The organism is Mannheimia granulomatis (genome assembly GCF_013377255.1).
GTDB lineage: Bacteria > Pseudomonadota > Gammaproteobacteria > Enterobacterales > Pasteurellaceae > Mannheimia > Mannheimia granulomatis.
The window spans coordinates 688,603-713,133 of sequence record NZ_CP016614.1 but is presented as its reverse complement, the minus strand read 5'-3'; the positions used below and the strand labels follow the sequence as shown (position 1 = coordinate 713,133).

Annotated in this window: 25 protein-coding genes; 10 read left to right on the top strand and 15 right to left on the bottom strand. The window is 39.0% G+C overall.

Features of this window, described 5'->3' with window-relative positions; genetic code table 11:
• The first annotated feature begins 113 nt into the window (after positions 1-113).
• The 4 genes from tehB to aspA all read left to right on the top strand — a co-directional run bounded on the left by tehB (position 114) and on the right by aspA (position 4,108).
• Entirely contained in the window at positions 114-986 is an 873-nt protein-coding gene (gene tehB, locus A6B41_RS03325) for an SAM-dependent methyltransferase TehB (protein ID WP_027075224.1), read from the top strand.
• Positions 987-1,144: 158 nt separating this feature from the next.
• Positions 1,145-2,182 carry a phosphoribosylformylglycinamidine cyclo-ligase gene (purM, locus tag A6B41_RS03320; RefSeq protein WP_027075223.1) on the top strand — a complete coding sequence of 346 codons (1,038 nt, stop codon included), beginning with the start codon at positions 1,145-1,147 and terminating at the stop codon, positions 2,180-2,182.
• 78 nt (positions 2,183-2,260) lie between these two features.
• A complete protein-coding gene (locus A6B41_RS03315; protein WP_027075222.1) occupies positions 2,261-2,530 on the top strand; it encodes a DUF1294 domain-containing protein in 270 nt (89 codons plus the stop codon).
• A 150-nt stretch (positions 2,531-2,680) separates the two neighbouring features.
• On the top strand, positions 2,681-4,108 hold the full coding sequence (gene aspA / locus A6B41_RS03310; protein WP_027075221.1) for an aspartate ammonia-lyase: 1,428 nt from the start codon (positions 2,681-2,683) through the stop codon (positions 4,106-4,108).
• Between the two features lie 61 nt (positions 4,109-4,169).
• On the opposite strand, the gene rep is transcribed toward aspA, so the two are convergent.
• On the bottom strand, positions 4,170-6,188 hold the full coding sequence (gene rep / locus A6B41_RS03305; RefSeq protein ID WP_027075220.1) for a DNA helicase Rep: 2,019 nt from the start codon (positions 6,186-6,188) through the stop codon (positions 4,170-4,172).
• Between the two features lie 251 nt (positions 6,189-6,439).
• Here rep and potA point away from each other — a divergent pair, with 251 nt between their 5' ends.
• From potA to potC, 3 genes are read left to right on the top strand one after another with little or no spacing between them, the layout of a single operon-like run.
• Positions 6,440-7,555, top strand: coding sequence for a spermidine/putrescine ABC transporter ATP-binding protein PotA (potA, locus tag A6B41_RS03300; RefSeq protein WP_027075219.1), 1,116 nt, complete (start codon positions 6,440-6,442; stop codon positions 7,553-7,555).
• Positions 7,542-8,405, top strand: a complete 864-nt coding sequence (gene potB, locus A6B41_RS03295; RefSeq protein WP_027075218.1) for a spermidine/putrescine ABC transporter permease PotB — start codon at positions 7,542-7,544, stop codon at positions 8,403-8,405. The genes potA and potB overlap by 14 nt, the downstream gene beginning before the upstream one ends.
• Positions 8,405-9,172 (top strand): spermidine/putrescine ABC transporter permease PotC, encoded by a 768-nt coding sequence (gene potC / locus A6B41_RS03290; RefSeq protein ID WP_032847641.1) that lies wholly within the window; start codon positions 8,405-8,407, stop codon positions 9,170-9,172. Before potB ends, potC begins: the two co-directional genes overlap by 1 nt.
• A gap of 255 nt (positions 9,173-9,427) precedes the next feature.
• On the opposite strand, the gene artM is transcribed toward potC, so the two are convergent.
• From artM to artP, 4 genes are read right to left on the bottom strand one after another with little or no spacing between them, the layout of a single operon-like run.
• Positions 9,428-10,111, bottom strand: coding sequence for an arginine ABC transporter permease ArtM (gene artM / locus A6B41_RS03285; protein ID WP_027075216.1), 684 nt, complete (start codon positions 10,109-10,111; stop codon positions 9,428-9,430).
• Positions 10,111-10,782, bottom strand: a complete 672-nt coding sequence (gene artQ / locus A6B41_RS03280; protein WP_027075215.1) for an arginine ABC transporter permease ArtQ — start codon at positions 10,780-10,782, stop codon at positions 10,111-10,113. Before artQ ends, artM begins: the two co-directional genes overlap by 1 nt.
• On the bottom strand, positions 10,782-11,507 hold the full coding sequence (locus A6B41_RS03275) for an arginine ABC transporter substrate-binding protein (RefSeq protein WP_027075214.1): 726 nt from the start codon (positions 11,505-11,507) through the stop codon (positions 10,782-10,784). Before A6B41_RS03275 ends, artQ begins: the two co-directional genes overlap by 1 nt.
• 26 nt (positions 11,508-11,533) lie before the next feature.
• Positions 11,534-12,268, bottom strand: coding sequence for an arginine ABC transporter ATP-binding protein ArtP (gene artP / locus A6B41_RS03270; RefSeq protein ID WP_027075213.1), 735 nt, complete (start codon positions 12,266-12,268; stop codon positions 11,534-11,536).
• 224 nt (positions 12,269-12,492) lie between these two features.
• Here artP and A6B41_RS03265 point away from each other — a divergent pair, with 224 nt between their 5' ends.
• Together A6B41_RS03265 and A6B41_RS03260 are read left to right on the top strand one after the other, a co-directional pair.
• On the top strand, positions 12,493-14,196 hold the full coding sequence (locus A6B41_RS03265; RefSeq protein ID WP_027075212.1) for a protein-disulfide reductase DsbD: 1,704 nt from the start codon (positions 12,493-12,495) through the stop codon (positions 14,194-14,196).
• A gap of 18 nt (positions 14,197-14,214) precedes the next feature.
• Positions 14,215-14,784, top strand: coding sequence for an elongation factor P hydroxylase (locus A6B41_RS03260; RefSeq protein WP_027075211.1), 570 nt, complete (start codon positions 14,215-14,217; stop codon positions 14,782-14,784).
• A gap of 80 nt (positions 14,785-14,864) precedes the next feature.
• On the opposite strand, the gene A6B41_RS03255 is transcribed toward A6B41_RS03260, so the two are convergent.
• From A6B41_RS03255 to A6B41_RS03230, 6 genes are all read right to left on the bottom strand, one after another.
• Entirely contained in the window at positions 14,865-15,209 is a 345-nt protein-coding gene (locus tag A6B41_RS03255; RefSeq protein ID WP_027075210.1) for a RidA family protein, read from the bottom strand.
• 9 nt (positions 15,210-15,218) lie between these two features.
• Positions 15,219-15,719: a membrane lipoprotein lipid attachment site-containing protein gene (locus A6B41_RS03250; RefSeq protein ID WP_027075209.1), complete on the bottom strand. Its 501-nt coding sequence runs from the start codon at positions 15,717-15,719 to the stop codon at positions 15,219-15,221.
• A 70-nt stretch (positions 15,720-15,789) separates the two neighbouring features.
• Positions 15,790-16,842: a branched-chain amino acid aminotransferase gene (locus tag A6B41_RS03245; RefSeq protein WP_322785860.1), complete on the bottom strand. Its 1,053-nt coding sequence runs from the start codon at positions 16,840-16,842 to the stop codon at positions 15,790-15,792.
• A 126-nt stretch (positions 16,843-16,968) separates the two neighbouring features.
• Positions 16,969-17,295, bottom strand: a complete 327-nt coding sequence (gene grxD, locus A6B41_RS03240) for a Grx4 family monothiol glutaredoxin (RefSeq protein ID WP_027075207.1) — start codon at positions 17,293-17,295, stop codon at positions 16,969-16,971.
• An 80-nt stretch (positions 17,296-17,375) separates the two neighbouring features.
• Positions 17,376-17,981 carry a recombination mediator RecR gene (recR, locus tag A6B41_RS03235; RefSeq protein WP_027075206.1) on the bottom strand — a complete coding sequence of 202 codons (606 nt, stop codon included), beginning with the start codon at positions 17,979-17,981 and terminating at the stop codon, positions 17,376-17,378.
• A 2-nt stretch (positions 17,982-17,983) separates the two neighbouring features.
• Positions 17,984-18,313 (bottom strand): YbaB/EbfC family nucleoid-associated protein, encoded by a 330-nt coding sequence (locus tag A6B41_RS03230; protein WP_027075205.1) that lies wholly within the window; start codon positions 18,311-18,313, stop codon positions 17,984-17,986.
• A 138-nt stretch (positions 18,314-18,451) separates the two neighbouring features.
• Between A6B41_RS03230 and recF the strand changes: the two genes are divergently transcribed.
• Entirely contained in the window at positions 18,452-19,537 is a 1,086-nt protein-coding gene (recF, locus tag A6B41_RS03225) for a DNA replication/repair protein RecF (protein ID WP_027075204.1), read from the top strand.
• 37 nt (positions 19,538-19,574) lie between these two features.
• Here the strand turns inward: recF and tyrA are convergent, their stop codons facing one another.
• From tyrA to pyk, 4 genes are all read right to left on the bottom strand, one after another.
• On the bottom strand, positions 19,575-20,696 hold the full coding sequence (gene tyrA, locus A6B41_RS03220; protein ID WP_027075203.1) for a bifunctional chorismate mutase/prephenate dehydrogenase: 1,122 nt from the start codon (positions 20,694-20,696) through the stop codon (positions 19,575-19,577).
• A gap of 56 nt (positions 20,697-20,752) precedes the next feature.
• Positions 20,753-21,817, bottom strand: a complete 1,065-nt coding sequence (locus A6B41_RS03215) for a 3-deoxy-7-phosphoheptulonate synthase (RefSeq protein ID WP_027075202.1) — start codon at positions 21,815-21,817, stop codon at positions 20,753-20,755.
• 37 nt (positions 21,818-21,854) lie between these two features.
• Entirely contained in the window at positions 21,855-22,892 is a 1,038-nt protein-coding gene (locus tag A6B41_RS03210; protein ID WP_027075201.1) for a glycosyltransferase family 9 protein, read from the bottom strand.
• A 93-nt stretch (positions 22,893-22,985) separates the two neighbouring features.
• Positions 22,986-24,425, bottom strand: coding sequence for a pyruvate kinase (pyk, locus tag A6B41_RS03205; protein ID WP_027075200.1), 1,440 nt, complete (start codon positions 24,423-24,425; stop codon positions 22,986-22,988).
• Positions 24,426-24,531 lie beyond the last annotated feature (106 nt).

Here is a 24,531-nt window from a genome sequence, read left to right as displayed (position 1 = left end):
ATATTTCACATAAATTTGATCAAATCCGACTTTTTTAGTCGGATTTATCTTTTCTGCTCGTTAAACAGTGCTAAAATTTTTAGCGTTCTATGTTTACTCACGAGGAAAACTCTATGGAAAACTTAATTTGCTATAAACAAATGCCGGTATGGACAAAAGCCACTCTACCACAAATGTTCCAAGAAAAGCACAATACCAAAGTTGGTACTTGGGCAAAACTGACTATTTTAAAAGGCTCTCTGAAATATTACGAACTTACCGAAGAAGGCGAAGTGATTAAAGCAGAAATTTTTGATGCCAACCACCAACGTCCAATGGTTGAACCACAATTATGGCACAAGGTTGAAGCACTATCTGATGATTTAGAATGCCAACTAGCTTTTTACTGCAAACCCGAAGATTATTTTGCTAAAAAATATAATCTCACCACCACACACTCTGAAGTGTTAAATGCGGTAAATTATGTTAAAAGCGGCAAGGTGTTAGATTTAGGTTGCGGGCGTGGCCGTAACGCGCTTTATTTGAATCTGTTAGGATTTGATGTTACTGCACTTGATCAAAACCCGGAAAGTATTGATTTTCTTAATTATATGATTGAGAAAGAAGAGGCTAAAAATATTACTGCAAGCATTTATGATATTAACGAAGCGACTATCGGCAATCAAAATGGCGAATATGATCTGATTGTTTCCACCGTTGTGATGATGTTCTTAAACCGAGATCGCATTCCCGCTATTATTAATAATATGCAAAAAAATACTAAAGTGGGAGGCTATAACTTAATTGTTTGCGCAATGGATACTCAAGACTATCCATGCCCTCTGCCGTTTTCCTTCACCTTTGCCGAAGGAGAATTAGCCAATTATTACAAAGATTGGGAGTTGGTTAAATATAATGAAGATTTAGGGCATTTACATAAAACCGATGAGCAAGGTAACCGTATCCAGCTACGCTTTGCGACTATGTTAGCTAAAAAAATAGCCTAAGCTAAAGTTGATTAAATTAAGTTGAACGCGCTGTTTTAGTAAATTAAGCTAAACAGCGTTTTTTATTTTATTCTACCTCTTTTTTAAATTCATTTTACGCAAACGTTTGCTTGCTGTTATAATGCCATCGTTTTCTTCAAATTGCTATCGAGGTTAAAATGAGCAGAACACAACTTAGTTACAAAGATGCAGGCGTTGATATTCATGCCGGTAATGAATTGGTAGAACGTATCAAAAGCGATGTAAAACGCACTCGCCGTCCAGAGGTATTAGGAGGTTTGGGTGGTTTTGGGGCCTTATGTGCCTTACCGACTAAATATAAAGAACCTATTTTAGTGTCTGGCACTGATGGAGTAGGCACAAAATTACGTTTAGCGATCGATCTCAATCAACATGATACGATAGGCCAAGATTTGGTGGCGATGTGTGTAAATGACTTAGTTGTTCAAGGCGCAGAACCTCTTTTTTTCTTAGATTACTACGCAACAGGGAAGCTTGATGTGGATGTCGCTGCTTCTGTAGTAAAAGGTATTGCAGACGGCTGTGAAATTTCCGGCTGTGCATTGGTCGGAGGGGAAACCGCAGAAATGCCGGGCATGTACCACGAAGGCGACTATGACTTAGCGGGTTTCTGCGTGGGCGTGGTTGAAAAATCAAAAATTATTGACGGCTCTGCAGTTAAAACCGGCGATGTGTTAATCGCATTAGGTTCAAGCGGCCCGCACTCAAACGGTTACTCATTAATCCGTAAAGTAATTGAAGTAAGTGGAGCAACCCCTGCTAAAGATCTGCTTGAAGGTAAATTATTAAGCGAACATCTACTTGCTCCAACTAAAATTTATGTGAAATCCATCTTGAAATTAGTGGAAGAAGTGGATGTTCACGCTATCGCTCACTTAACCGGCGGCGGTTTCTGGGAAAACATTCCTCGCGTATTACCTGAATCAGCGAAAGCGGTGATTGATGAATCAAGCTGGCAATGGCCTTCCGTATTTAAATGGCTCCAAGAAAAAGGAAACATTAGCCGTTATGAAATGTACCGCACCTTTAACTGCGGTGTTGGTATGGTAATCGCCCTACCTGCTGCTGATGTTGAAAAAGCCTTAGCCATCTTAAAAGAAAACGGCGAAAATGCTTGGGTCATCGGTAAAATCGAAGATTTAGGCAACGGCACAGAGCAAGTTGAAATCAACTAATTTGCAAAATAAATGCTAAAATCAACCGCTTGTAAGACAATGTTCTACAAGCGGTTAAATTTTTAATAAGGAATGCAAATGCAGCTATTTTGGTTTTTCTATTTCATCCTAATGAACTTAGCAGCACTTTATTTAATGTATAGCGATAAACAAAAAGCCATTAAAAAAGCATGGCGCGTGCCGGAAGTTACCCTACTCTCTTTTTGCTTATTAGGCGGTGCTATTGGGACTTATTTGGGGATGAAATACTTTCATCATAAAACGCAGCATTGGTATTTTCATGTTGCAATCATTTGTTCTACTTTTGCTTGGCTAATTGGTTTGCCTTATTTTTATTTGGTCTTGTAATGACATAAATTTATCATTAGTTTTTTTAATCTAAAAGCACAATTTATATCCTAGTTCTCCCGCAAGAAATTTGATTTAGATCGCATTATTTATCTATTAAAATCGCTATTATCTAACAAAACTTATTTTATTATATCTAAGGAGATAACTATGTCAGATATGCGTATTGAACACGATTTATTAGGTGAAAGAGAAGTCCCTCATAATGCCTATTGGGGGATTCACACATTAAGAGCTATTGAGAACTTTAATATCTCGAATGTCACCATTTCAGATGTACCTGAATTTGTTCGTGGCATGGTAATGGTGAAAAAAGCCACTGCCTTAGCAAACGGTGAATTAGGGGCAATTCCTAAAAAAGTGGCAAAAGCGATTGTTGAAGCCTGCGATGAAGTGTTAGTGAAAGGCCGCTGCTTAGACCAATTCCCGTCTGATGTGTATCAAGGCGGTGCTGGCACATCGGTAAATATGAACACTAATGAAGTGATTGCTAACTTGGCGTTAGAAATTTTAGGCGAAGAAAAAGGCAAATACGACATCATCAATCCGATGGATCACGTTAATGCCAGCCAATCTACCAACGATGCTTATCCAACCGGTTTCCGTATTGCTGTTTATAACAGCATTATCAAATTAATCGATAAAATTGTTTATCTACAAACTGCCTTTGGAAATAAAGCCACTGAATTTGCCGATGTGTTAAAAATGGGTCGTACTCAATTACAAGATGCGGTGCCAATGACGCTCGGTCAAGAATTTAAAGCGTTTGCGGTGTTATTGGAAGAAGAGGTGCGAAACCTCAAACGTACTGCCGAATTACTGCTTGAAGTAAATTTAGGTGCAACCGCAATTGGTACAGGCTTAAACACCCCTGAAGGTTATTCGGCATTAGCAGTCAAATATTTAGCAGAAGTCACAGGGCTTCCTTGCTCACTTTCAGAAAACTTAATTGAGGCAACTTCTGACTGCGGAGCTTATGTAATGGTTCACGGCGCTTTAAAACGCACCGCAGTGAAACTCTCTAAAGTGTGTAACGACTTACGTTTACTTTCCTCCGGTCCACGTGCAGGTTTAAATGAAATTAACCTGCCGGAACTGCAAGCCGGTTCCTCTATTATGCCGGCAAAAGTCAATCCGGTTGTGCCGGAAGTAGTCAATCAAGTTTGTTTTAAAGTAATTGGTAACGACACCACCGTCACCTTCGCTGCAGAAGCCGGTCAACTACAATTAAATGTTATGGAGCCTGTTATCGGGCAAGCGATGTTTGAATCTATCGAACTACTTGCTAACGCCTGTATTAATTTACGTGATAAATGTATTGACGGCATTACCGCTAACCGCGAAATTTGCCAAAATTATGTCTTTAACTCAATTGGTATTGTAACTTACCTCAATCCATTTATCGGCCACCATAATGGCGATATTGTCGGCAAAATTTGTGCAACTACAGGTAAAGGCGTGAGAGAAGTAGTTTTAGAGCGAGGTTTACTCACCGAAGAGCAGTTAGATGATATTCTCTCTCTCGAAAACTTAATGAACCCGACTTACAAAGCTAAACGCTTTACTGAAGATGAATAATCTAAGCTAATAAACAAGCGGTCAAATTTGTAATATTTTTTGTAAATTTGACCGCTTGTCTTTATTTCTTATTCGCCTTTAACATCGCCATTAAGTTAGCAATATTAGCGGAAGATTTTTCCACTTTTTGTTGTTCGGTTAATGGAGTTTTATCCCGTTCCCACACCAAATCATCTTGTGGCAGTTCGAGCAAGAAGCGGCTTGGCTCAGGCTTGATGATTTCACCGTATTGGCGACGTTCTTTGCAGAGCGAAAAGGTTAAAGTTTGCTGTGCTCGGGTAATGCCAACATAAGCCAAACGGCGTTCTTCATCCACATTATCTTCATCCAAGCTGGTTTGGTGCGGCAGAATGCCCTCTTCCATTCCAATTAAAAATACGTGCGGAAATTCTAAGCCTTTTGAAGCATGCAGGGTCATAAGTTGAACTTGGTCAGCTTCATCATCATCTTCACCACGTTCGAGCATATCGCGTAAAGTCAAGCGATTCACTACTTGCACCAAATTCATTGGTTCTTCAATTTCATCGCCTTCGAGCATACCTTGTACCCACTCAAACAGCGTTTGCACATTACGGCTTTGCATTTCTGCCATTTTCGGCGTGGTAGCGGTTTCATACAAATAGGCTTCGTATTGAATCTTTGCCAAGAGATCTTTTACCGCTTCAATCGGGTCGGAACGTTCAGCTTGGTCAGCAATTTCTACAATCCAACGGGCGAAATCCTGCAAGGCTTGGTAAGGTTTTGGTGTTAAGCGTTGAATCAGCTCAAAATCAAAAATCGCTTCAAACAGGCTAACCTGCTTTTCATTGGCGAGCATCCCAAGTTTTTCTAAGGTTACCGCCCCGATTTCCCGTTTCGGTGTGTTTACAATGCGTAAAAAAGCGGCATCATCATCTTGATTTACTACCAAACGTAAATACGCCATCATATCTTTGATTTCGGCTCGGGCAAAAAATGAAGTACCGCCTGAAATTTTGTAGGGAATACGGTTTTGCATCAACAATTTTTCAAGCAAACGAGATTGATGGTTGCCTCGATACAAAATTGCATAATCTTTATATTTAGTCTTTTTCGAAAAACGATGAGCAATCAGCTCGCCAATAATTCGCTCGGCTTCATGCTCTTCATTCTTAGCTTCGATCACATTCAGCTTTTCGCCCTCGCCCAGCTCGGAGAAAAGGCGTTTGCTGAATAAATGGGCGTTGTTATCAATTAAAATATTGGCACAATGTAAAATCCGCTGGCTTGAGCGATAATTCTGTTCCAGCTTAATAACTTTTAAGTTGAAATCTTCTTGTAAGCGTTGCATATTCTCAGGCTTCGCACCACGCCACGAGTAAATGGATTGGTCATCATCACCGACCACCGTAAAATTTGGCTCATCGCCAACAATTAATTTAATCAACTCATATTGGCTGGTGTTAGTGTCTTGATATTCATCTACCAACAAATAGCGAATTTTTTGCTGCCAGCGGGCTTTTGCTTCAGGAAATTGGCGGAAAAGCAGCACAGGAAGCATAATTAAATCATCAAAATCTAACGCATTATAGGCTTTGAGCTGATTTTGATAGAGTTGGTAGAAATGGGAAAACACCCGCTCACGCTCGTCACGCACACGCGTAATAACCATTTCAGGGGAAAGTAAATCGTTCTTCCAATTTGAAATAGTGGAAATGAGCGTCTTGAGCAGTTCTTTATCTTCCGTCACATTTTCCGGTAACAAATGTTTGAGTAGGGCGATTTGGTCGTATTCGTCAAATAAGGTCATGCCTGATTTAAAACCGAGCAATTTATATTCACGTTTTAAAATCTCAAAACCTAGGGTGTGAAAAGTCGAAATCGTCAGCCCTTTGCTCTGTTCTTTGCCGATAGAATGAGCCACCCGCTCACGCATTTCACGGGCAGCTTTGTTGGTAAAAGTGACCGCCGCGATTTGTTTAGGCGAATAGCCACAATGTGCAATTAAGTGAGCGATTTTATTAATAATCACCCGAGTCTTGCCCGAGCCTGCTCCGGCTAAAACAAGACAAGCTCCTTTGGTATATTCCACTGCTTGTTGTTGTTGAGAATTGAGTTTCATTGAATTATTGTTCTTTTTTATATTGATAGCCTATTTTAACGAAAAGCAAACAAGCGGTCTATTTCCTTGCGAAATTTGCAAAATTTTTGCTAAAAATGACCGCTTGTAAAAGGTAAGAAAAATCCTTAAAAAGTAAATTTTTCCTTTCATTCTTCCCCCTTTAGCTATATTATTATCAATTGATTTTTTGGGGGCAAAACGCCTAATTTGATTAGTCCTTTTCTTTTTGATTTAAGGGAAAACAGCAGTAGATGGAAAAATTAGAACAAAAAGCTATCATCGAGCTTAAAAATGTAACAAAAAGCTACGGTAGTAAAACGATTCTTAAAAATTTAAATTTGACCATTAATGATGGTGAATTTTTAACAATTTTAGGCCCTTCAGGTTGTGGTAAAACTACCGCATTACGTTTAATTGCAGGTTTTGAAGATTTAACAGATGGCTCAATTATTCTTGATGGTCAAGATGTTTCTGATATTCCTGCGGAACAACGTCCTGTTAATACCGTATTCCAAAGCTATGCATTGTTCCCACATATGACTATTTTTGAAAATGTGGCATTTGGCTTACGTATGCAAAAAGAGCCGAATGCTGAAATTGAGCCTCGTGTAATGGAAGCATTACGTATGGTTCGACTTGAAGATAGAGCACAGCAAAAACCGGCTCAACTTTCAGGTGGTCAGCAACAACGTATTGCTATCGCTCGTGCGGTTGTAAACAAACCTAAAGTATTATTATTAGATGAATCTCTTTCGGCATTAGATTACAAATTACGTAAAGAGATGCAAAATGAATTAAAAGCATTACAACGCCAATTAGGTATTACCTTTATTTTCGTTACCCACGATCAGGAAGAAGCATTAACCATGTCTGACCGTATTATCGTGATGAACGGCGGTAAAATTGCTCAAGACGGCACACCTCGCGAAATTTACGAAGAACCCAGTAACCTGTTTGTAGCTCGTTTTATCGGCGAAATTAATGTTTTCGATGCAACGGTAATTGAGCGTGTCGATGCACAAAATGTGAAAGCAAATGTAGAAGGTCGCATCTGCAATATTAAAGTGGAAAATATGGATGTTCATCCAAACCAGAAACTAAAAGTGCTATTACGCCCTGAAGATATTGTGATCGAAGAGCTAGATGAAAATGAAAGTTCTAAAGCGATTATCGGTCATATTATTGATCGTAACTATAAAGGGATGACGCTTGAATCAAGCGTTAAGTTAGATCATAACGGCTTAAACGTATTAGTTAGCGAATTCTTTAACGAAGATGACCCGAATATTGACCACGAAGTCGGTCAAAAAGTGGCATTAACCTGGTACGAAGGCTGGGAGGTTGTGTTAAACGATGAAGGCGAATAGTAAGTTCCAAAATGGTGCGGTCTCTGCTATTTTCGGTTGGCTATTGCTTTTCGTATTAGTGCCGAACGTACTTGTTTTAATTATCAGTTTCTTAACAGAAAACCGTCAAAGCCAGTATTTCGTTGATTTTGCGTTTAGTCTTGAAGCATATAAATCATTATTCAACGATACCTATGCCACAGTATTGTGGAACTCGCTTTATATGGCGGGCATTGCTACATTTTTCTGTTTAATCATCGGTTACCCTTTTGCATTTATCATTGCAAAAATGCCGGCAAAAATCAGACCGTTTTTACTGTTTTTAGTGGTGTTACCATTCTGGACTAACTCACTCATTCGTATTTACGGAATTAAAATTTTCTTAGGTGTGAAAGGTGTCTTAAACGAAACATTATTATCGCTCGGATTAATTAGCGAGCCTTTACGTTTATTAAACTCTGAAATAGCGATTATTATCGGTTTGGTTTATATATTATTACCATTTATGATTTTACCACTGTATTCATCCATTGAGAAAATTGATCACCGTTTGCTTGAAGCCGCTAAAGACTTGGGAGCAAATGCTTTCCAACGCTTTATCAGAGTAACCATTCCTCTGACAATGCCGGGCATTGTTGCTGGCTGTTTATTGGTATTACTACCTGCAATGGGTATGTTCTATGTAGCAGACTTACTCGGTGGGGGTAAAACACCATTAGTCGGTAACATTATTAAGAGCCTATTCTTAAATACAAACCAATTTGCTTTAGGCTCTGCGGTAAGTATTGCATTAACAATTTTAATGGCATTGATGCTTTATGTTTACTATCGTGCAAATAAATTATTAAATAAAAAGGTGGAGCTTGAATAATGAAAAAGACATTTAGAAACCTTTTTATGTTCGTGGTGTTTGCGTATTTGTATATTCCAATCATCATTTTGGTAGTAAATTCATTTAATGCAGACCGTTTTGGTTTAAATTGGAAAGGATTTACTTGGAACTGGTACGAGCGTCTATTCAGTAATGACACTTTAGTACAAGCAACGATAAATTCATTAACCATTGCATTCTTTGCTGCGACATTCTCAACGATTTTAGGTGCTTTAACCTCAATTGCCCTTTATCGTTACCGTTTCCGTGGTAAAAAATTAGTGGGTGGTATGTTGTTTGTGGTGATGATGTCACCTGATATTGTGATGGCAGTGTCTATGCTCGTATTATTTATGATTTTGGGCATCAAACTTGGCTTTATCTCACTCTTAATTGCACATATTACATTCTGTTTACCTTATGTTGTGATTGCTATTTCATCACGCTTAAGTGACTTTGACGGCAAAATGTTAGAGGCTGCAAAAGATTTAGGGGCAAGTGAAGTCACTATTTTACGTAAAATTATTTTACCATTAGCCTTACCTTCAATTATTTCAGGCTGGTTATTAAGCTTTACGATTTCACTTGATGACGTTATCGTATCATCATTTGTGACCAGCCCAAGCTACGAAGTATTACCACTGAAAATCTTCTCATTGGTTAAAACCGGTGTAACCCCGGAAGTGAACGCACTTGCAACCATTATGATTATTTTCTCGTTAACTTTAGTAGTGCTAAGCCAATTAGTGGTGAGAAAAAAGGTATAATCCTCCATAAAAATTCAAGAAATAATAATCTGCTCTTTATAAAGTAACCACTTTGCAAAGAGCAGATTTTTTATGCCGGTCTTAGTACCGGATAATTAAAAATAACAAAAGCAAGGCAAAAGAAGATCAAAGCCATGTTTATATTTGTTAAACGGTTTTACTACAAAATAAAAAGAGAAAGGCATAGGCTCACGGCCTATGCCTTTCATTTGCAAAAAATTACTTAAATTCAACCGCTTGTATTTTGCATTAAAATTATGCTTTCTCTGCTTCAAAGCGTTCAAATGCCAATACTTTGCTTTCTAATTTTCTTAACGCTAATGTCATAATACCTGTAATTACAAGGTATATAACGCCTGCCATACCATAAATAGATAGAGCATCATATTCTGTACCATATAGCTGGCGAGCATATCCCATAATATCCATAATAGTAATGGTTGAGGCAAGCGATGTTCCCTTAAACACCAATACAATCTCATTACTATAAGATGGTAACGCACGTTTTAAAGCATAAGGAATCAAAATTTTAAGCGTATCTAGTCTGCTTAAACCTAAAGCAGCACAGGTCTCCCACTGCCCTTTTGGAATCGCCTTTACTGCTCCATGGAAGAGCAGTGTTGAGTAGGCAGCACTGTTCAGAGCTAATGCCAGCATAGCACAAAACCAAGCATCAGAAAGTACTGACCATAACGGGCTTTGTGTAATCCACTCAAACTGTCCGGGACCACTATAAATCAAGAAAAACTGAATCAATAATGGCGTGCCGGTAAATAAAGTAATAAAACCATTCACCAGCCATTTAAGAGGACGGTTTTCTAGTGAAAGAATAAATGTAAGTATAATAGCCAAAATAAAGGCAATAATTAATGCCACAAAGGTCAATTGAAGGCTTGTACCAATACCTTGTGAAATTTCAACTAAATAATCCCACAACATCAGGCAACTCCTCGCTCAAAACGGGTAAAGCGGGCTTCTAACAGCTTAATCACTCGTTGGCTGATAAGAGTGATCGCTAAATAAATAAGAGCAGCAATACCATACCAAGTAAAAGGTTGATGAGTATTCGCATTAATTAATTCCGACTGGCGCATTAAATCATCTACTCCAATCAAAGAAACCAAAGCGGTATCCTTTAATAATACTAACCACTGGTTGCTCAACCCCGGCAATGCATGTCTCCATACTTGTGGCATCACAATACGGATAAAAACTTGCGCACGACTTAATCCTAAAGCAGCACCTGATTCCCACTGTCCTAGTGGAATAGCCTTAATCGCTCCACGCAAAGATTGGGATGCATAAGCAGCAAAAATAATTCCAAGCGCAATAGAACCGCACCAAAATGCATTCAACTCTGCAAATTCATCCGTCATTAAGAAAATAATTTGGATTAATCCAAAATAAATGAGGAATACCACTAAAATTTCAGGTAAACCTCTTAATAATGTGATCATGACAGTTGTCGGCTTGCGGATGCAAGCAATCTTACTGGTTTCAAGTACCACAAATAAAATTGACAACAACATACCAATAAAAAGGCTTGCCACTGCAATCCCTAATGTCATCAAGGTTGCACTGGCAAGTAAGTTAAAAATATCAGAAGACATTATTTTCCTGCCATCCAAGTATTATAGATTTGCTCATATTTGCCATTGTTTTTAATAGTGGCTAATGCAGCATTTAATTTTTCTAACAATGCAGTATTGGATTTATTTACTGCAATACCATACCCATTACCAAAAAATGCCTTATCCACTACTTTCTCCCCCACAAACGCTAACTCTTTTTCAGTTTTTAACCATTCAGTTAATACAGGGGTATCACCAAATACCATATCAATACGACCATTTTTAAGATCTAATACTGCAGATTGTAAAGTAGCATAAGGTTTTAAATTATACTGTTTTGCATTTTTTGTTAAATACTGCTGGAAGGTTGTACCATTTTGCACACCCACGTTTTTTGCAGTTTCCGGTGTAAATTTACCTTTTACTGCCATGAAGCTAACCGAGTTTTCTAAGTACGGTTCTGTAAAAGAAACCTGTTTCTGACGAGCTTCGGTAATATCCATCCCCGAAATGATTGCATCGAAATTTTTAAATTTTAAGCCGGCAATCAAACTATCAAATGATTGTGTTTTAAATTGACACGTCGCTTTAATTTCTTCACATAATGCTTTGGCAATATCCACATCAAAACCAACAACCTCGCCTTTTTCATTAGTCATTTCAAAAGGTGCATAAGATGGTTCCATTGCAAAAGTAATAGTTTCTTGTGCGGAAGCGGAAAGAGAAGCTAATGCAATTGTTGAAGCTAAAAATAGTTTTTTCATTGTTGTGTCCTTATTTCTGTTTTAATTTACTCAGAATGAGATAAATACTGCGCAAACTGTTCCGTTTTAGGCTGTTCAAAGCAACTTGCATCCCCTTGCTCAATAATTGAGCCATGCTCCATATAAACGACTTTAGTAGCTACTTTACGCGCAACGCCAACCTCATGGGTTACGATAACTTGCGTAATACCTGTTTGTTGAAGCTCTTTAATAATATCAACAACTTGCGCTGTAATCTCAGGATCAAGTGCAGCGGTTGGCTCATCAAAAAGTAGCACTTGAGGCTGCATCATTAATGCTCTGGCAATCGCTACACGCTGCTGCTGTCCACCGGAAAGCTGTAATGGAAAACGCTCGGAAAACTCTGCTAAGCGCAAACGCTCTAAATGTACTTTTGCACGTGAGATTGCCTCTTCTTTACTTAATCCGAGCACTTTCATCGGAGCTTCGATTAAATTTTGCAGCACCGTTAAATGCGGCCATAAATGATATTGCTGAAACACCATACCTACTTCACGGCGTAATAAACTGACAGCTTTGTTGTCTGCTTTCGCTGTTAAGTCAAATTTATGGTTTGCAATTTCTAATGTTCCAGATTGAGGGACTTCAATAAGATTTAAAGTACGAATTAAAGTACTTTTTCCTGCACCACTCGGCCCTAATAAAACTACAGTATCGCCTTTTTCAATCTCTAAATTAATGTCAAATAAGGCTTGATTTGAACCATAAAAAAAATTGACATTTTGAATACGAATTGCCATTCGTTAAAATCCTATTACACTTTTAAATAATGAATGAATACTAATTATTTTTGCATAACTATGCAATTAATTTTTCATTATATTGCAATATTTTTACAAAAAATAACCGCTTGCTAAACCAAACCTAGGCAAGCGGTCGAATTTCTCCAGAATTTTGTAATTTATTCCGCTATAATTTGTCATATTTATTAATGTTAAACTATCCTCAAGAGTCTAAGATTACTATGATTAAATATTTTTTGTCCATTTTCCTTAGTATATTGATGATTCAACCTGCCTATGCAGGCCTCTTTTCATCTAAAAATGAATTTCTAAAATCAGAAGATGCTTTTGTCTTTTCATTAGGCCAGCGAGAAAATAGCCTTTTACTAAATTGGCAAATTGCAGAAGGTTATTATCTTTATAAGAAAGAAATTAAAATTACGCCTCATAATATAACTATTGGCGAGCCACAATTCCCACAAGCTGAACAACATAATGATGAGTTTTTGGGACAGGTAGAAATATTCCGCAACCAATTACAAGTATCGCTTCCTCTTTTAGAATCTCAAGATAATGCAGTTATAGCGGTGGAATATCAAGGCTGTACTAAAGGTTTCTGCTACCCACCGGAAAAATTAGAACTTACCTTAAATACTATTATTCCAAGTGAACAAGCCGCCGAAGAGACACAAAATATTATAGACTCCAATCAAAATAAGTTAGCAGAAGAATTATCCAGCAATAAATTTTCTATATTTTGGTTTTTTGTTTTAGGCTTAGGTTTAGCTTTTACTCCTTGCGTATTACCAATGTTACCGCTCTTATCTGCGATTATTATTGGTAATCAAAATCGCCCTTCTTCAACCAAAGCATTATTACTCAGCATAGCTTATGTGCAAGGTATGGCTATTACTTATACTTTATTAGGTTTAATCGTAGCGGCAATCGGTTTACCTTTCCAAATAGCATTGCAAAGCCCGCCTGTTCTAATCGGATTAGCAATTGTATTTACACTTTTAGCCTCTTCAATGTTTGGACTCTTTGAATTGCAACTACCTAATTCATGGCAACAAAAGTTAAATTTATTAAGCCAAAAACAACAAGGCGGCGCTTTTGGTAGTGTCTTTTTAATGGGTATGATCGCAGGACTAATTGCCTCACCTTGCACTTCCGCACCACTTTCAGGCGCATTGCTCTATGTTGCACAAAGTGGCGATTTAATAACCGGCGGGCTAGCACTTTATCTGCTTGCATTGGGCATGGGTATTCCATTGATTCTTATCACCCTATTTGGCAATAAAATTCTGCCGAAATCGGGAGACTGGCTATTAAACGTCAAAACTGCATTTGGTTTTGTTATGCTTGCCTTACCTATATTTTTAATAACACGTGTTTTGCCAAACCATTATGAACCGTTTCTATGGTCTGCCTTAGCAATAGCTTTTTTGATTTGGTTATTTGAGCTGATTCCATCTAGCTCTATCCTAAAAAGAGTCTTTAAAGTGATATTGTTAATAGGCTTAGCTTTATCAGCAAAACCTTGGGCAGACTTAGTTTGGGGAGGGTCAAAAATACAGATTGAAAATGCTCAACATTTACAATTAGAACGTATTCAATCACTTGCCGATTTGGAAGAAAAACTGACCGCTTCTAAAGGCAAAAAAGTGATGCTGGATCTCTATGCCGATTGGTGCGTTGCATGTAAAGAGTTTGAAAAATATACTTTTACTGATGCCAAAGTACAAGAAAAGTTAAGTGAAATGGTAGTGCTACAACTGGATATGACTAAAAACTCAGACGAAAACTTTGCGTTTATAGAACGTTTTAAGATACAAGGTTTACCTACCATCTTGTTTTTTGATGAAAACGGCAAAGAAATGACCCAATCTCGAGTAACCGGCTTTTTAGATGCAGATGGATTTTTACGCTGGCTAAATCAGCTATAGAAAATTAAGAGGAACACAATGAATCAAGACCATCATAAAATTGAAGATATTATCCGAATATTTGATGAATGCTTTGCAACAGAATATAACACTCGTTTAGAGCGAGGTGAAGATTATCCGATTTATTTACCTGAATATATTGATGAAGATGGAATCAAAAGTGAGCGACCTTATAACGTGATTCTATTTGCGCACGGCTATTACAGCAGTGCCTTACACGAAATCTCACATTGGTTGGTTGCAGGTGCCGAACGCCGTAAATTAGAAGATTTTGGTTATTGGTATGAACCGGACGGACGCTCTGCCGAACGCCAACGGGAATTTGAAAGTGTAGAAGTTAAACCACAAGCGATTGAATGGGTTCTCGCCACCGCTGCAGGTTTTCGCTATTTTGCAAGTAGCGACAATCTGACTGGTAATCCGGGAGATAATTCCGCCTTTAAGCAAGCGGTGTATGATCAAGTTAAAATATATGCGGAGAGAGGATACTTACCAAAACGGGCAGAGGCACTACGTAAAGCACTCTGCGAATTTTATGGTACACCTGATGTGATTGATTTATCACAGTTTGATATTGAGCGAATTTAATTCGCAAAAAATTGTGCTTTTTTAACCGCTTACACCTCACCATTAACGAAAAAAGCAGAGATATTATCTCTGCTTTCTCTTTAAATTGCAGCTGTAACGACAATTTCCACTTTCCAGTTTGGGTTAGCTAATTTTGCCTCTACTGCTGCTCGTGACGGAGCATTATTTTCAGCAACCCATTCATCCCATGCTCGGTTCATTTCCGCATAATCTGCCATATCTTGCAAATAAACCGTTGCCATTAAAATTTTACTTTTATCCGTATTCGCTTTTGCCAGCCACTTATCAATCTCAGCTAAAGTCTGCTGGGTTTGGGTGTAAATGTCGGCATTTTCATCCAGAGGCACTTGCCCTGCCAGATATGCCACTCCGTTATACACTGCCATTTCCGAAAAACGGCTACCTACTTCAAAACGTTGAATCATAACCTTCCCCTATTTTTTAACACATTGACCTTTATAAGTCTTATGCCCTTTTATCTCTTGTTTAATATCCATTTCGGTATTATCGAAATCGGTTACCGTTAATTCAATAGTTTTATTGCTATCCTTTTCAGAAAGCGTGTTAAACAAGCTATCTTCGTATTGCTGCAATTCACTGTCGCGTTGCAGTTCCGCCCACACATTCGCATTGTGGTTGCGTTGAATGGATTCCGCTAACACACGGTAAACAATGCGGCTATTTTTAAGTGTCCAACGACCGCTATTCTGCACAGTATAAATAAAAATCGGCTTTTGCATTGGATAGTGGATAGAGCCCTGCCCTAACACATTACCGTTTGCGGCAAATTTGAGATTATCCACAGTGCGGATATTAAAATCATCATAATCAATGGTGCAACGCCAATCCCCCACCAGCTGGTTAGAATTGGAAACGCTTGAGGAGCAGCCGGTTAATGCGACTACGGATAAACCTAAAAAAATTAACTTTTTCATACTCTGTCTAAAAAAATCAAGCGGTTAAATTTGCAAAAAATTTTACGAATTCGACCGCTTGTAACTTAAATTATTCTACTTTTACAATCCAGCCTTCCGGTGCTTCTAAATCACCAAACTGAATACCGGTTAATTCTGCATATAAGCGACGGGTAATCGGGCCGACTTCGGTTTCGGAATAGAAGACGTGGAAATTGTCTTTATGCTGAATACCACCAACAGGAGTAATCACCGCAGCGGTACCACAAGCACCTGCTTCTACAAATTGGTCTAGTTGGTCAATATAAACATCGCCTTCAACCGCCTCCATACCTAAACGTTCTTTTGCGATATGTAATAAAGAATATTTGGTGATACTTGGTAAAATCGACTCGGAAATCGGGGTGATAAATTTATTATCTTTAGTAATACCAAAGAAATTCGCCGCCCCTACTTCTTCAATTTTAGTGTGAGTTTTCGGATCTAAATAAATCGCATCGGCAAATTTACGCGTTGATGTGCCTTGATCTACTGCTAATTCATGTGGCAATAAACTCGCTGCATAGTTACCGCCCACTTTCACTCCGCCTGTTCCCATTGGGGCTGCACGGTCGTATTCGGTGGTAACAAAGTTAGAGGGTGCTAAACCGCCTTTAAAATAAGCGCCTACAGGGCAGCAGAATACAGAAAAGATAAACTCAGGAGCAGCTCTTACGCCAATATTTTCACCTACACCGATTAAAAACGGACGCAAATAGAGCGTTGCTCCTGAGCCGTAAGGCCCTAGCCATTCTTGGTTAGCTTTCACCACTTCTTTACAGGCACGAATAAATAATTCGGTCGGCACGCGTGGCATTAATAAACGATCCGCGGTACGTTGCATCCGCTCTGCATTTTGGTCTGGGCGAAATAGGTTAATTGAGCCGTCTTTACAATGATAAGCTTTTAAGCCCTCAAAACATTGCTGTCCGTAATGTAATGCGGTTGAGCCTTCGTGAATGTGTAATACGTTATCTTGTGTTAATTCGCCTTCATTCCATTTGCCATCTTTCCAGTGTGCAATGAAACGGTAATCTGTTTTAATATAAGAAAAGCCTAAATTTGCCCAATCTAAATCTTTTAATGCCATGTTGTGTCCTTTTATTTTATGTTGCGAAATAATTTCATCATTCTAAAACAAAATTACAAACTAGGTAATAATTTTCCATAAAATTAAATGAAAAAATTAAGGCCCTTAATAAAATTAAGAGCCTTAACAATTATATTTCAATTAAGCAGGTTGTTTTGCTGCTGTCGCTTTTAATAATTCCTGAAGTTCGCCTTTTTGGAACATTTCTAATACGATATCACAGCCACCGATTAACTCTCCCTCCACCCATAATTGTGGGAATGTCGGCCAGTTAGCAAATTTTGGTAATTCCGCACGAATATCCGGATTTGCTAAAATATCTACATAACCAAATGGCACTTGGCAGTTAATAACTGCTTCAACCGCACGGGCAGAGAAACCGCAAGATGGGAATTTTGGGGAGCCTTTCATATAAAGCAGAATTGGGTTTTCACTAATTTGTTTTTTAATTTTATCGATAGTTTCCATTTATGTTCACCTTAAGATAATAGAATTTTTATAAAATAGTTGAGTAATTGTATCAGAATTAGATATCAACAGAAATATGTTTAAAGCGTAATATCACGTCTTCCTGCAAAAGAATGCGAAAGTGTTGTACCGTCCACCATTTCTAGTGAGCCTCCAACAGGTACACCATGAGCGATTCGAGTTGCTTTAACATTATACATTTTGCACATTTCAGCAATATAATTTGCTGTAGCATCCCCTTCAATTGTTGGATTGGTCGCTAAAATTACCTCATGAAAAGATTCATTTTCCAAACGTTGTTGCAGTAAATCCAGCCCAATTTCACGAGGTCCAATACCATCGATAGGTGATAAATGCCCCATCAGCACAAAATAACGCCCGGAAAACTGCCCGGTCTGCTCGATGGCTTGAATATCTTCCGGCATTTCCACCACGCAAAGCTGGCCGCTCATTTGACGCCTTGGATTTTTGCAAATGGCACATTCCTCTTCTTCAGTAAAGGTTCGACAAGATTGGCAATGCCCAATATGGCTCATAGCTTCGTTTAATGCCTTAGCCAAAGCCACACCGCCTGAACGATTACGCTGAAGTAGATGATACGCCATTCGCTGTGCCGATTTTGGCCCAACACCGGGTAAAGCACGTAGGGCTTCCATCAAATTTTCAAGTAAAGGACTGGTTTGCATAATTAGAACGGAAATTTCATTCCCGGCGGTAATTGCATACCTGAAGTAACGCTTGCCATTTTTTCTTTTTGCATTTCATCAGCACGGCGAACCGCATCATTAAAGGCTGCAGCCACTAAATCTTCCACCATCTCTTTATCATCTTCCATTAAAGATGGATCAATTTCAATACGACGGCAATTATGAGCACCGTTAATAGTCACTTTAACTAAACCAGCACCGGATTCACCCGTTACTTCTAACTGTGCAATCTCTTTTTGCATTTTTTGCATACGCTCTTGCATTTGTTGAGCTTGCTTCATCAAGCCGCCTAAACCGCCTTTTCCGAACATAATTTTTTCTCCATTTAGCTATAAAAATAAACGGCTCATTTTACTGAACGCACTTCTAATCTGCAAGCGGTTAATTTTTACAATTTTTTTGCAAAAATTGGTAGAATAGCGTTTCTTTTGATTACCGATACATTCACTATGGCTTTAACCCGTTTATTAATAAACCACTTCCGCAATATCCAAAATGCCGACTTGACATTTAGCCCGCATTTTAACTTTTTAGTAGGGGCAAACGGCAGTGGTAAAACCAGCCTGCTGGAAGCGATTTTTTATCTCGGACACGGGCGTTCGTTTAAAAGCCATATCAGTAACCGTATCATCAATTATGATAGTGATGATTTCGTGCTACACGGCAAAATTGATGAAGCTCAGCACTCATGGTCGGTCGGTATTCAAAAATCACGCTCGGGCGATACCACCCTTAAAATCAACGGTGAAGACGGCAATAAAATAGCCGATCTTGCCCATTTATTACCGATGCAAGTCATCACCCCCGAAGGCTTAACACTGTTAAACGGTGGCCCAAGCTATCGCCGTGCCTTTTTGGATTGGGGATTATTTCATCAACACACCGATTTTTACACCTATTGGACAAACTTACGCCGTTTATTGAAACAGCGAAATTCTGCTTTGCAACAAGTGCGGTCTTATCAAGAATTAAAAGCGTGGGATATTGAGTTGGTGAAAACCACTTATGCGGTAAGTGAAATGCGAGCCGAATACGCTGAAGCCCTACGCCCCGAAATTGAAAAAACCTGCCAATTTTTCTTGCCTGAAATTGAAATCGGCTTGAGTTTTCATCAAGGTTGGGAAAGAGGTACGGATTATGCGGAGATTCTTGCCCAAGGTTTTGAACGGGATAAAACCCTTGGTTATACGATGATTGGGGCACAAAAAGCGGATTTCCGCTTTAAAGCCAACGGACTGCCGGTGGAAGATGTGCTTTCTCGCGGGCAACTTAAATTACTTATGTGTGCCTTACGCCTTGCTCAAGGGGAACATTTGGTCGCCCAAAAACAACGCCAATGTTTGTTTCTTATAGATGATTTTGCTTCAGAATTAGACCCAACCAAACGTGAACTTCTCGCCCACCGACTAAGAGAAAGTGGCTCACAGGTGTTTGTAACAGCAATCACTCAAGATCAACTTAACCAAATGCAGTGGCAAGACAGACAAGATGACTGTTTGTTTGAAGTACATCAGGGACTCATCAGCCCTAGATAACAAAAAACGCATTGTAAGTACAATGCGTTTTCTAACCTTATCTTCTAGAGTCATGAGCTTGTTGCAACAAGACCCGGCTCTCTTTTAAAAATTGCTCGGAATAATCCCCAAACCAATGATGTACCTCTTCAAATGCTTGAATGAAGGCAGCCTTATCGTTGCGTTTGAAGAAATCCAAACTTTGTTCAAAGCTCTCTTTCAATGCTTCAATTACTTTTATATTTTCCGGTTTATCGGAAATAATATCTGCATATAAACTGCCGTCTTGAGCAAACAAACGCCCGATCATCGCCAATTCTAAACGGTAAATCGGTGAAGATAAGGCTAGAAGCTGTGAAAGCTGAACTGGCTGGCGAGAAAGATGCAAACCAAAAGCAAAGGTAGAAAAGTGGCGTAATGCCTGAATATAGGTCATTGCATTATCATGTTCTTCCGCCTCAATTTGCTCTATTTTGGCTCCCCAAATTTTCATCTGCTCAAGTAGCCACTCGTAACGTTCCGGGAATCGCCCGTGGCAACAGGCAATCACCTGTTTGGCAAGGCTTGCGACATCAGGACCGAACATCGGGTGTAAGCCCACTGCTGCCCCGCGATGGATTTCCAACATTTTTTTCAGCGGTTGAGTTTTGACCGAGGTTAAATCCGCCAAAATCATTTTTTCGGTTAAATACGGCTGTAAACGCTCAATGGTTGCTATAGTGTCGGCAATCGGCACACATATAATCACTAAATCCGTGTTGGCTAAAATAGAGGTGGCATTATCCCAATCATTACGCCCCAAAGCTTCCACTTGATAGCCGGAGAGCGTTAAATAGTGAGCAAATAATCCGCCTAATTTACCCTTACCGCCAACAATCACAATTTTTTGAATGTTTGGATTAACCGTTTTAAAACCGTGCTTATTTTCGTTGCTGTAAGATTCCCGCATCACACGGCGAAGCACATCTTCAATTAAATCTGCGGAAATGCCTTTATTCTCAGCCTCATCTCGGCGGGCGGAAATCATTGCGGCTTCACGGTCAGGGGCATAGACAGGAATACCGTGTTCTGATTTCACTTTACCGACTTCTGCCACCAAGGACAAACGCTCAGCAAGCAGTTCAATAAGTTGTTGATCGACTTGGTCGATTTTTTCACGCAACGGGGCTAATGGGTTCATATTTCTTAACTCAAAATAAAATACAAGCGGTCAAAAAAGCATAATTTTTTGCAAATTTACTGATTGCGTAATTTCTCTGCGAAATTCGTTAATAAACTCTCGGTAGTTTCCCAGTCAATACAGGCATCAGTAATGGAAACCCCATATTTCATCTCACTAAACGGCTGTTCTGATGCTTGGTTACCTGCATTTAAATGGCTTTCAATCATCAAGCCGATAATAGAAGTATTGCCCGCTAATAATTGCGCTAACACATTTTCGGCAACGAGCGGCTGGCGGCGGTAATCTTTATTGGAATTACCATGGCTACAGTCGATCATAATCGCAGCCGGCAAGTTTGCTTTACGCAGGGCTTGCTCGCATTCATCAACATATTGCTTTTCAAAATTTGGCACTTTACCGCCACGTAAAATGACGTGTCCGTCCGCATTGCCTTTGGTTTTAAGCAAAGTAACCTGCCCTTTTTGGTTGATTCCGATAAAGCTATGGCTCTGTGATGAAGATTGCATCGCATTTAACGCGACCGCTAAACCACCATCCGTACCATTTTTAAAGCCCACTGCCATGGATAAACCTGAAGCTAATTCGCGGTGTGTTTGCGATTCGGTGGTTCTCGCCCCAATTGCCGACCAGCTGAATAAATCCGCTAAATATTGTGGCGTCATCGGGTCTAGGGCTTCGGTTGCAAGCGGTAAGCCAAGTTCGGCTAATTCCAAGCAGAGCTTACGCCCAACACGTAAGCCAGTTTCGATATCAAATGAACCGTCCATTTTTGGATCATTAATTAAGCCCTTCCAACCGACTGTCGTGCGCGGCTTTTCAAAATAAACACGCATAACAATATAGAGCTTATCGCTTAATTTATCTGCCAAAGCTTTTAATTTTTTGCCGTATTCAATAGCCGCTTTGGTATCATGAATCGAACAAGGGCCGATAACGATTAACTGACGTTTATCACGTCTATGGATAATATCAGAAATTTCTTTACGCGAGGTTTCAATCTGCTTGCGTAAATGTTCTGGCAATGGAAATTCTTGTTTTAGTTCTTGGGGAGTTAATAAAATCTTCTCATCTTTAATGTTGACGTTGTGTACACTGTCCTGATTGAATACGGTGTTCATTTTTATTTCCTTATGTAAAATTTTTAATACACTCACTTTACAGCTTTATTTTTAAAGTTTCAACTATTTTTTCTTTCACGGCCTCTACCGTAATTTTTTCCATCCAATCTTTTCCCTTTGCTTTAGTTGCCCAAGCCAATTGTTGCCAAGGTTTGCCATAACTTTTTAAAATTGCCTCATCATACACCGATACCACTTTATCCAAATCTTGATAAGGGCCAGTTCGTCTTGGGTTATGAATCGCATAAAGTCCAATAACAGGCGTATGCTGAGAGGTCGCAATATGTGCCGGGCCAGAATCAGACGAAATCACTAAATCCACTTTCTGAATCACCGCAGCTAATTGTTTTAGTGTCGTTTTTCCTGCAATATTTTGGCATTTTGGCGAGAGTTGTTGAATTTTAGCAGCAGTTTCTAATTCATAAGCAGAAGGAGATCCCGCAACAATTACATTAATATTTTGCTCAATCAACCAATTTGCGATTTCCGCATAACGTTCAGGCAGCCAATCTTTCTCTTTTTTGCTAGAACACGGTGCAATCAGTACATTTTTCCTTTCTGAATCAATTAGTTGGCTAGCAAAAGTTAAATCAGCCTGACTAACAGGCAAATGCCATGTGGCGGATAAATCGGTGACTCCAATCGCTTTAGCAAACATCATTTGTCCATCTAAAACGTGTGGTGAGTCTGTTATTTCTACTTTTTGATTGGTAAACAACCACTGCCCTTCTCTGGCTCGATCTTTATTAAAACCTATTTTTTTCTTGGCTTTAATTCCTAATGAGAGTATTGAGGCTCGAAATGCCGTTTGCAAATTTAATAGAAAATCAAACCGCTTGTGGGAAAGTTGCTGCCATAGTGTAAACATTCCTTTCCATCCTGCTTTTTTATCGTAAGGAATGAGTGTTACATTTGGAATATCTTTCATTAAAACAGCTTCGGTTTTGCCAATAATCCAGCTGATTTCAGCTGTTGGGTAATGACGCTGAATAGCTTGAATAACAGCAAGCGTATGGCATACATCACCAATAGCAGATAAACGCAGAATACAAATAGAAAGAGGTTTAGAATTCATACAGATTACATCAGTTAAAAATCATTGTTTTATATTAAGACATAAAAAAATCCACGTAAATTCTTACGTGGATTTTTATTTCAAAAGTTTAAATTATTCAACTCTTAAAATACGGCAAGTGTTTGTACCACCGGCTCTTAGTTCATCACCGTGAGTTAAAAGCACTAATTCACCGGTTAATAAATAACCTTGCTCTTTTAATGTCGCAATCGCTTTTTTTGCACCTTCCATTGTACGGCTCTCTTCATTGTAATATACCGGTGTTACACCACGGTAAAGAGCAGAGAGATTCAAGGCTTTTTGATTACGAGACATAGCATAGATAGGCAAGCCTGAGCTGATACGGCTCATTAATTTTGCCGTTTCACCAGAATGTGTTAATGAAACGATAGCAGAAACACCTTCTAAATGGTTTGCCGTATACATTGCAGACATTGCAACAGCTTCGTCAATAGACTTAAATGAACCTTCCATACGATGGCGAGAGATATTAATACTTGGCATAGTTTCCGCACCTAAGCACACTTCAGCCATTGATCTTACCGTTTCAACCGGATAATCACCGTTTGCCGTTTCGCCGGAAAGCATTACCGCATCAGTACCATCTAATACCGCGTTAGCAACGTCCATCACCTCTGCTCGGGTCGGCATTGGTTTTTTGATCATAGATTCCATCATTTGCGTTGCAGTAATAACAACACGGTTTAATTTACGTGCTCGGCGGATTAAACGTTTTTGAACACCAACTAATGCCGCATCACCGATTTCAACACCTAGGTCACCACGAGCAACCATCACAACATCTGCACCTAAAATGATGTCATCCATTGCCTCTTCGGTGGCAACAGTTTCTGCACGTTCAACTTTAGCAACGATTTTCGCGTCTAAACCGGCTTCTTTCGCTAATTCACGAGCATAGTGTAAGTCTGCGCTTGATTGTGGAAATGAAACCGCTAAGTAATCTACTCCAATTTTTGCTGCTAATTTGATATCTTCTTTATCTTTCTCTGTTAATGCTGGGGCAGATAAACCACCACCTAATTTATTGATCCCTTTGTTATTCGATAGCGGACCGCCAACAGTCACTTCAGTATGAACTTTCATTCCTTCAACTTCTAATACTTTAAGTTGAACATTACCATCGTCTAATAAAAGAATATCACCCGGCACAACATCATTTGGAAGGTTTTTATAATCTAAACCTACTGCTTCTTGGTAGCCTTCACCACGAGGTAAATCTGCATCTAAGGTAAATTTATCACCGATATTTAAGAAAATTTTTCCATCTTTAAATGTAGACACACGAATTTTAGGACCTTGAAGATCACCAAGAATCGCAACATGACGGCCTAATCTTGATGCAATTTCACGCACTTTATTAGCACGTTCAATGTGATCTTCAGGCACACCATGAGAGAAGTTCATACGAACCATGTTCGCACCGGCTGCAATAATTTTTTCTAAAGTATTGCCACGGTCCGTTGCAGGCCCCATTGTACAAACAATCTTGGTTCTTCTGAGTTTTCTAGACATTATTTGACTCCGTAAATGAATTTGAAATATAAGTTAAAATCTTTCTAAACATATTGATTATGCTTTAAACGGCGTTCATTATACGCTTAAATTGCAAGAGTTTAAA

Bases quoted from the DNA above. Each gene is read 5' to 3' on its own strand.
- tehB (WP_027075224.1), top strand. From the start codon at position 114: ATGGAAAACTTAATTTGCTATAAACAAATGCCGGTATGGACAAAAGCC.
- purM (WP_027075223.1), top strand. From the start codon at position 1,145: ATGAGCAGAACACAACTTAGTTACAAAGATGCAGGCGTTGATATTCAT.
- A6B41_RS03315 (WP_027075222.1), top strand. From the start codon at position 2,261: ATGCAGCTATTTTGGTTTTTCTATTTCATCCTAATGAACTTAGCAGCA.
- aspA (WP_027075221.1), top strand. From the start codon at position 2,681: ATGTCAGATATGCGTATTGAACACGATTTATTAGGTGAAAGAGAAGTC.
- rep (WP_027075220.1), bottom strand. From the start codon at position 6,188: ATGAAACTCAATTCTCAACAACAACAAGCAGTGGAATATACCAAAGGA.
- potA (WP_027075219.1), top strand. From the start codon at position 6,440: ATGGAAAAATTAGAACAAAAAGCTATCATCGAGCTTAAAAATGTAACA.
- potB (WP_027075218.1), top strand. From the start codon at position 7,542: ATGAAGGCGAATAGTAAGTTCCAAAATGGTGCGGTCTCTGCTATTTTC.
- potC (WP_032847641.1), top strand. From the start codon at position 8,405: ATGAAAAAGACATTTAGAAACCTTTTTATGTTCGTGGTGTTTGCGTAT.
- artM (WP_027075216.1), bottom strand. From the start codon at position 10,111: ATGTTGTGGGATTATTTAGTTGAAATTTCACAAGGTATTGGTACAAGC.
- artQ (WP_027075215.1), bottom strand. From the start codon at position 10,782: ATGTCTTCTGATATTTTTAACTTACTTGCCAGTGCAACCTTGATGACA.
- A6B41_RS03275 (WP_027075214.1), bottom strand. From the start codon at position 11,507: ATGAAAAAACTATTTTTAGCTTCAACAATTGCATTAGCTTCTCTTTCC.
- artP (WP_027075213.1), bottom strand. From the start codon at position 12,268: ATGGCAATTCGTATTCAAAATGTCAATTTTTTTTATGGTTCAAATCAA.
- A6B41_RS03265 (WP_027075212.1), top strand. From the start codon at position 12,493: ATGATTAAATATTTTTTGTCCATTTTCCTTAGTATATTGATGATTCAA.
- A6B41_RS03260 (WP_027075211.1), top strand. From the start codon at position 14,215: ATGAATCAAGACCATCATAAAATTGAAGATATTATCCGAATATTTGAT.
- A6B41_RS03255 (WP_027075210.1), bottom strand. From the start codon at position 15,209: ATGATTCAACGTTTTGAAGTAGGTAGCCGTTTTTCGGAAATGGCAGTG.
- A6B41_RS03250 (WP_027075209.1), bottom strand. From the start codon at position 15,719: ATGAAAAAGTTAATTTTTTTAGGTTTATCCGTAGTCGCATTAACCGGC.
- grxD (WP_027075207.1), bottom strand. From the start codon at position 17,295: ATGGAAACTATCGATAAAATTAAAAAACAAATTAGTGAAAACCCAATT.
- recR (WP_027075206.1), bottom strand. From the start codon at position 17,981: ATGCAAACCAGTCCTTTACTTGAAAATTTGATGGAAGCCCTACGTGCT.
- A6B41_RS03230 (WP_027075205.1), bottom strand. From the start codon at position 18,313: ATGTTCGGAAAAGGCGGTTTAGGCGGCTTGATGAAGCAAGCTCAACAA.
- recF (WP_027075204.1), top strand. From the start codon at position 18,452: ATGGCTTTAACCCGTTTATTAATAAACCACTTCCGCAATATCCAAAAT.
- tyrA (WP_027075203.1), bottom strand. From the start codon at position 20,696: ATGAACCCATTAGCCCCGTTGCGTGAAAAAATCGACCAAGTCGATCAA.
- A6B41_RS03215 (WP_027075202.1), bottom strand. From the start codon at position 21,817: ATGAACACCGTATTCAATCAGGACAGTGTACACAACGTCAACATTAAA.
- A6B41_RS03210 (WP_027075201.1), bottom strand. From the start codon at position 22,892: ATGAATTCTAAACCTCTTTCTATTTGTATTCTGCGTTTATCTGCTATT.
- pyk (WP_027075200.1), bottom strand. From the start codon at position 24,425: ATGTCTAGAAAACTCAGAAGAACCAAGATTGTTTGTACAATGGGGCCT.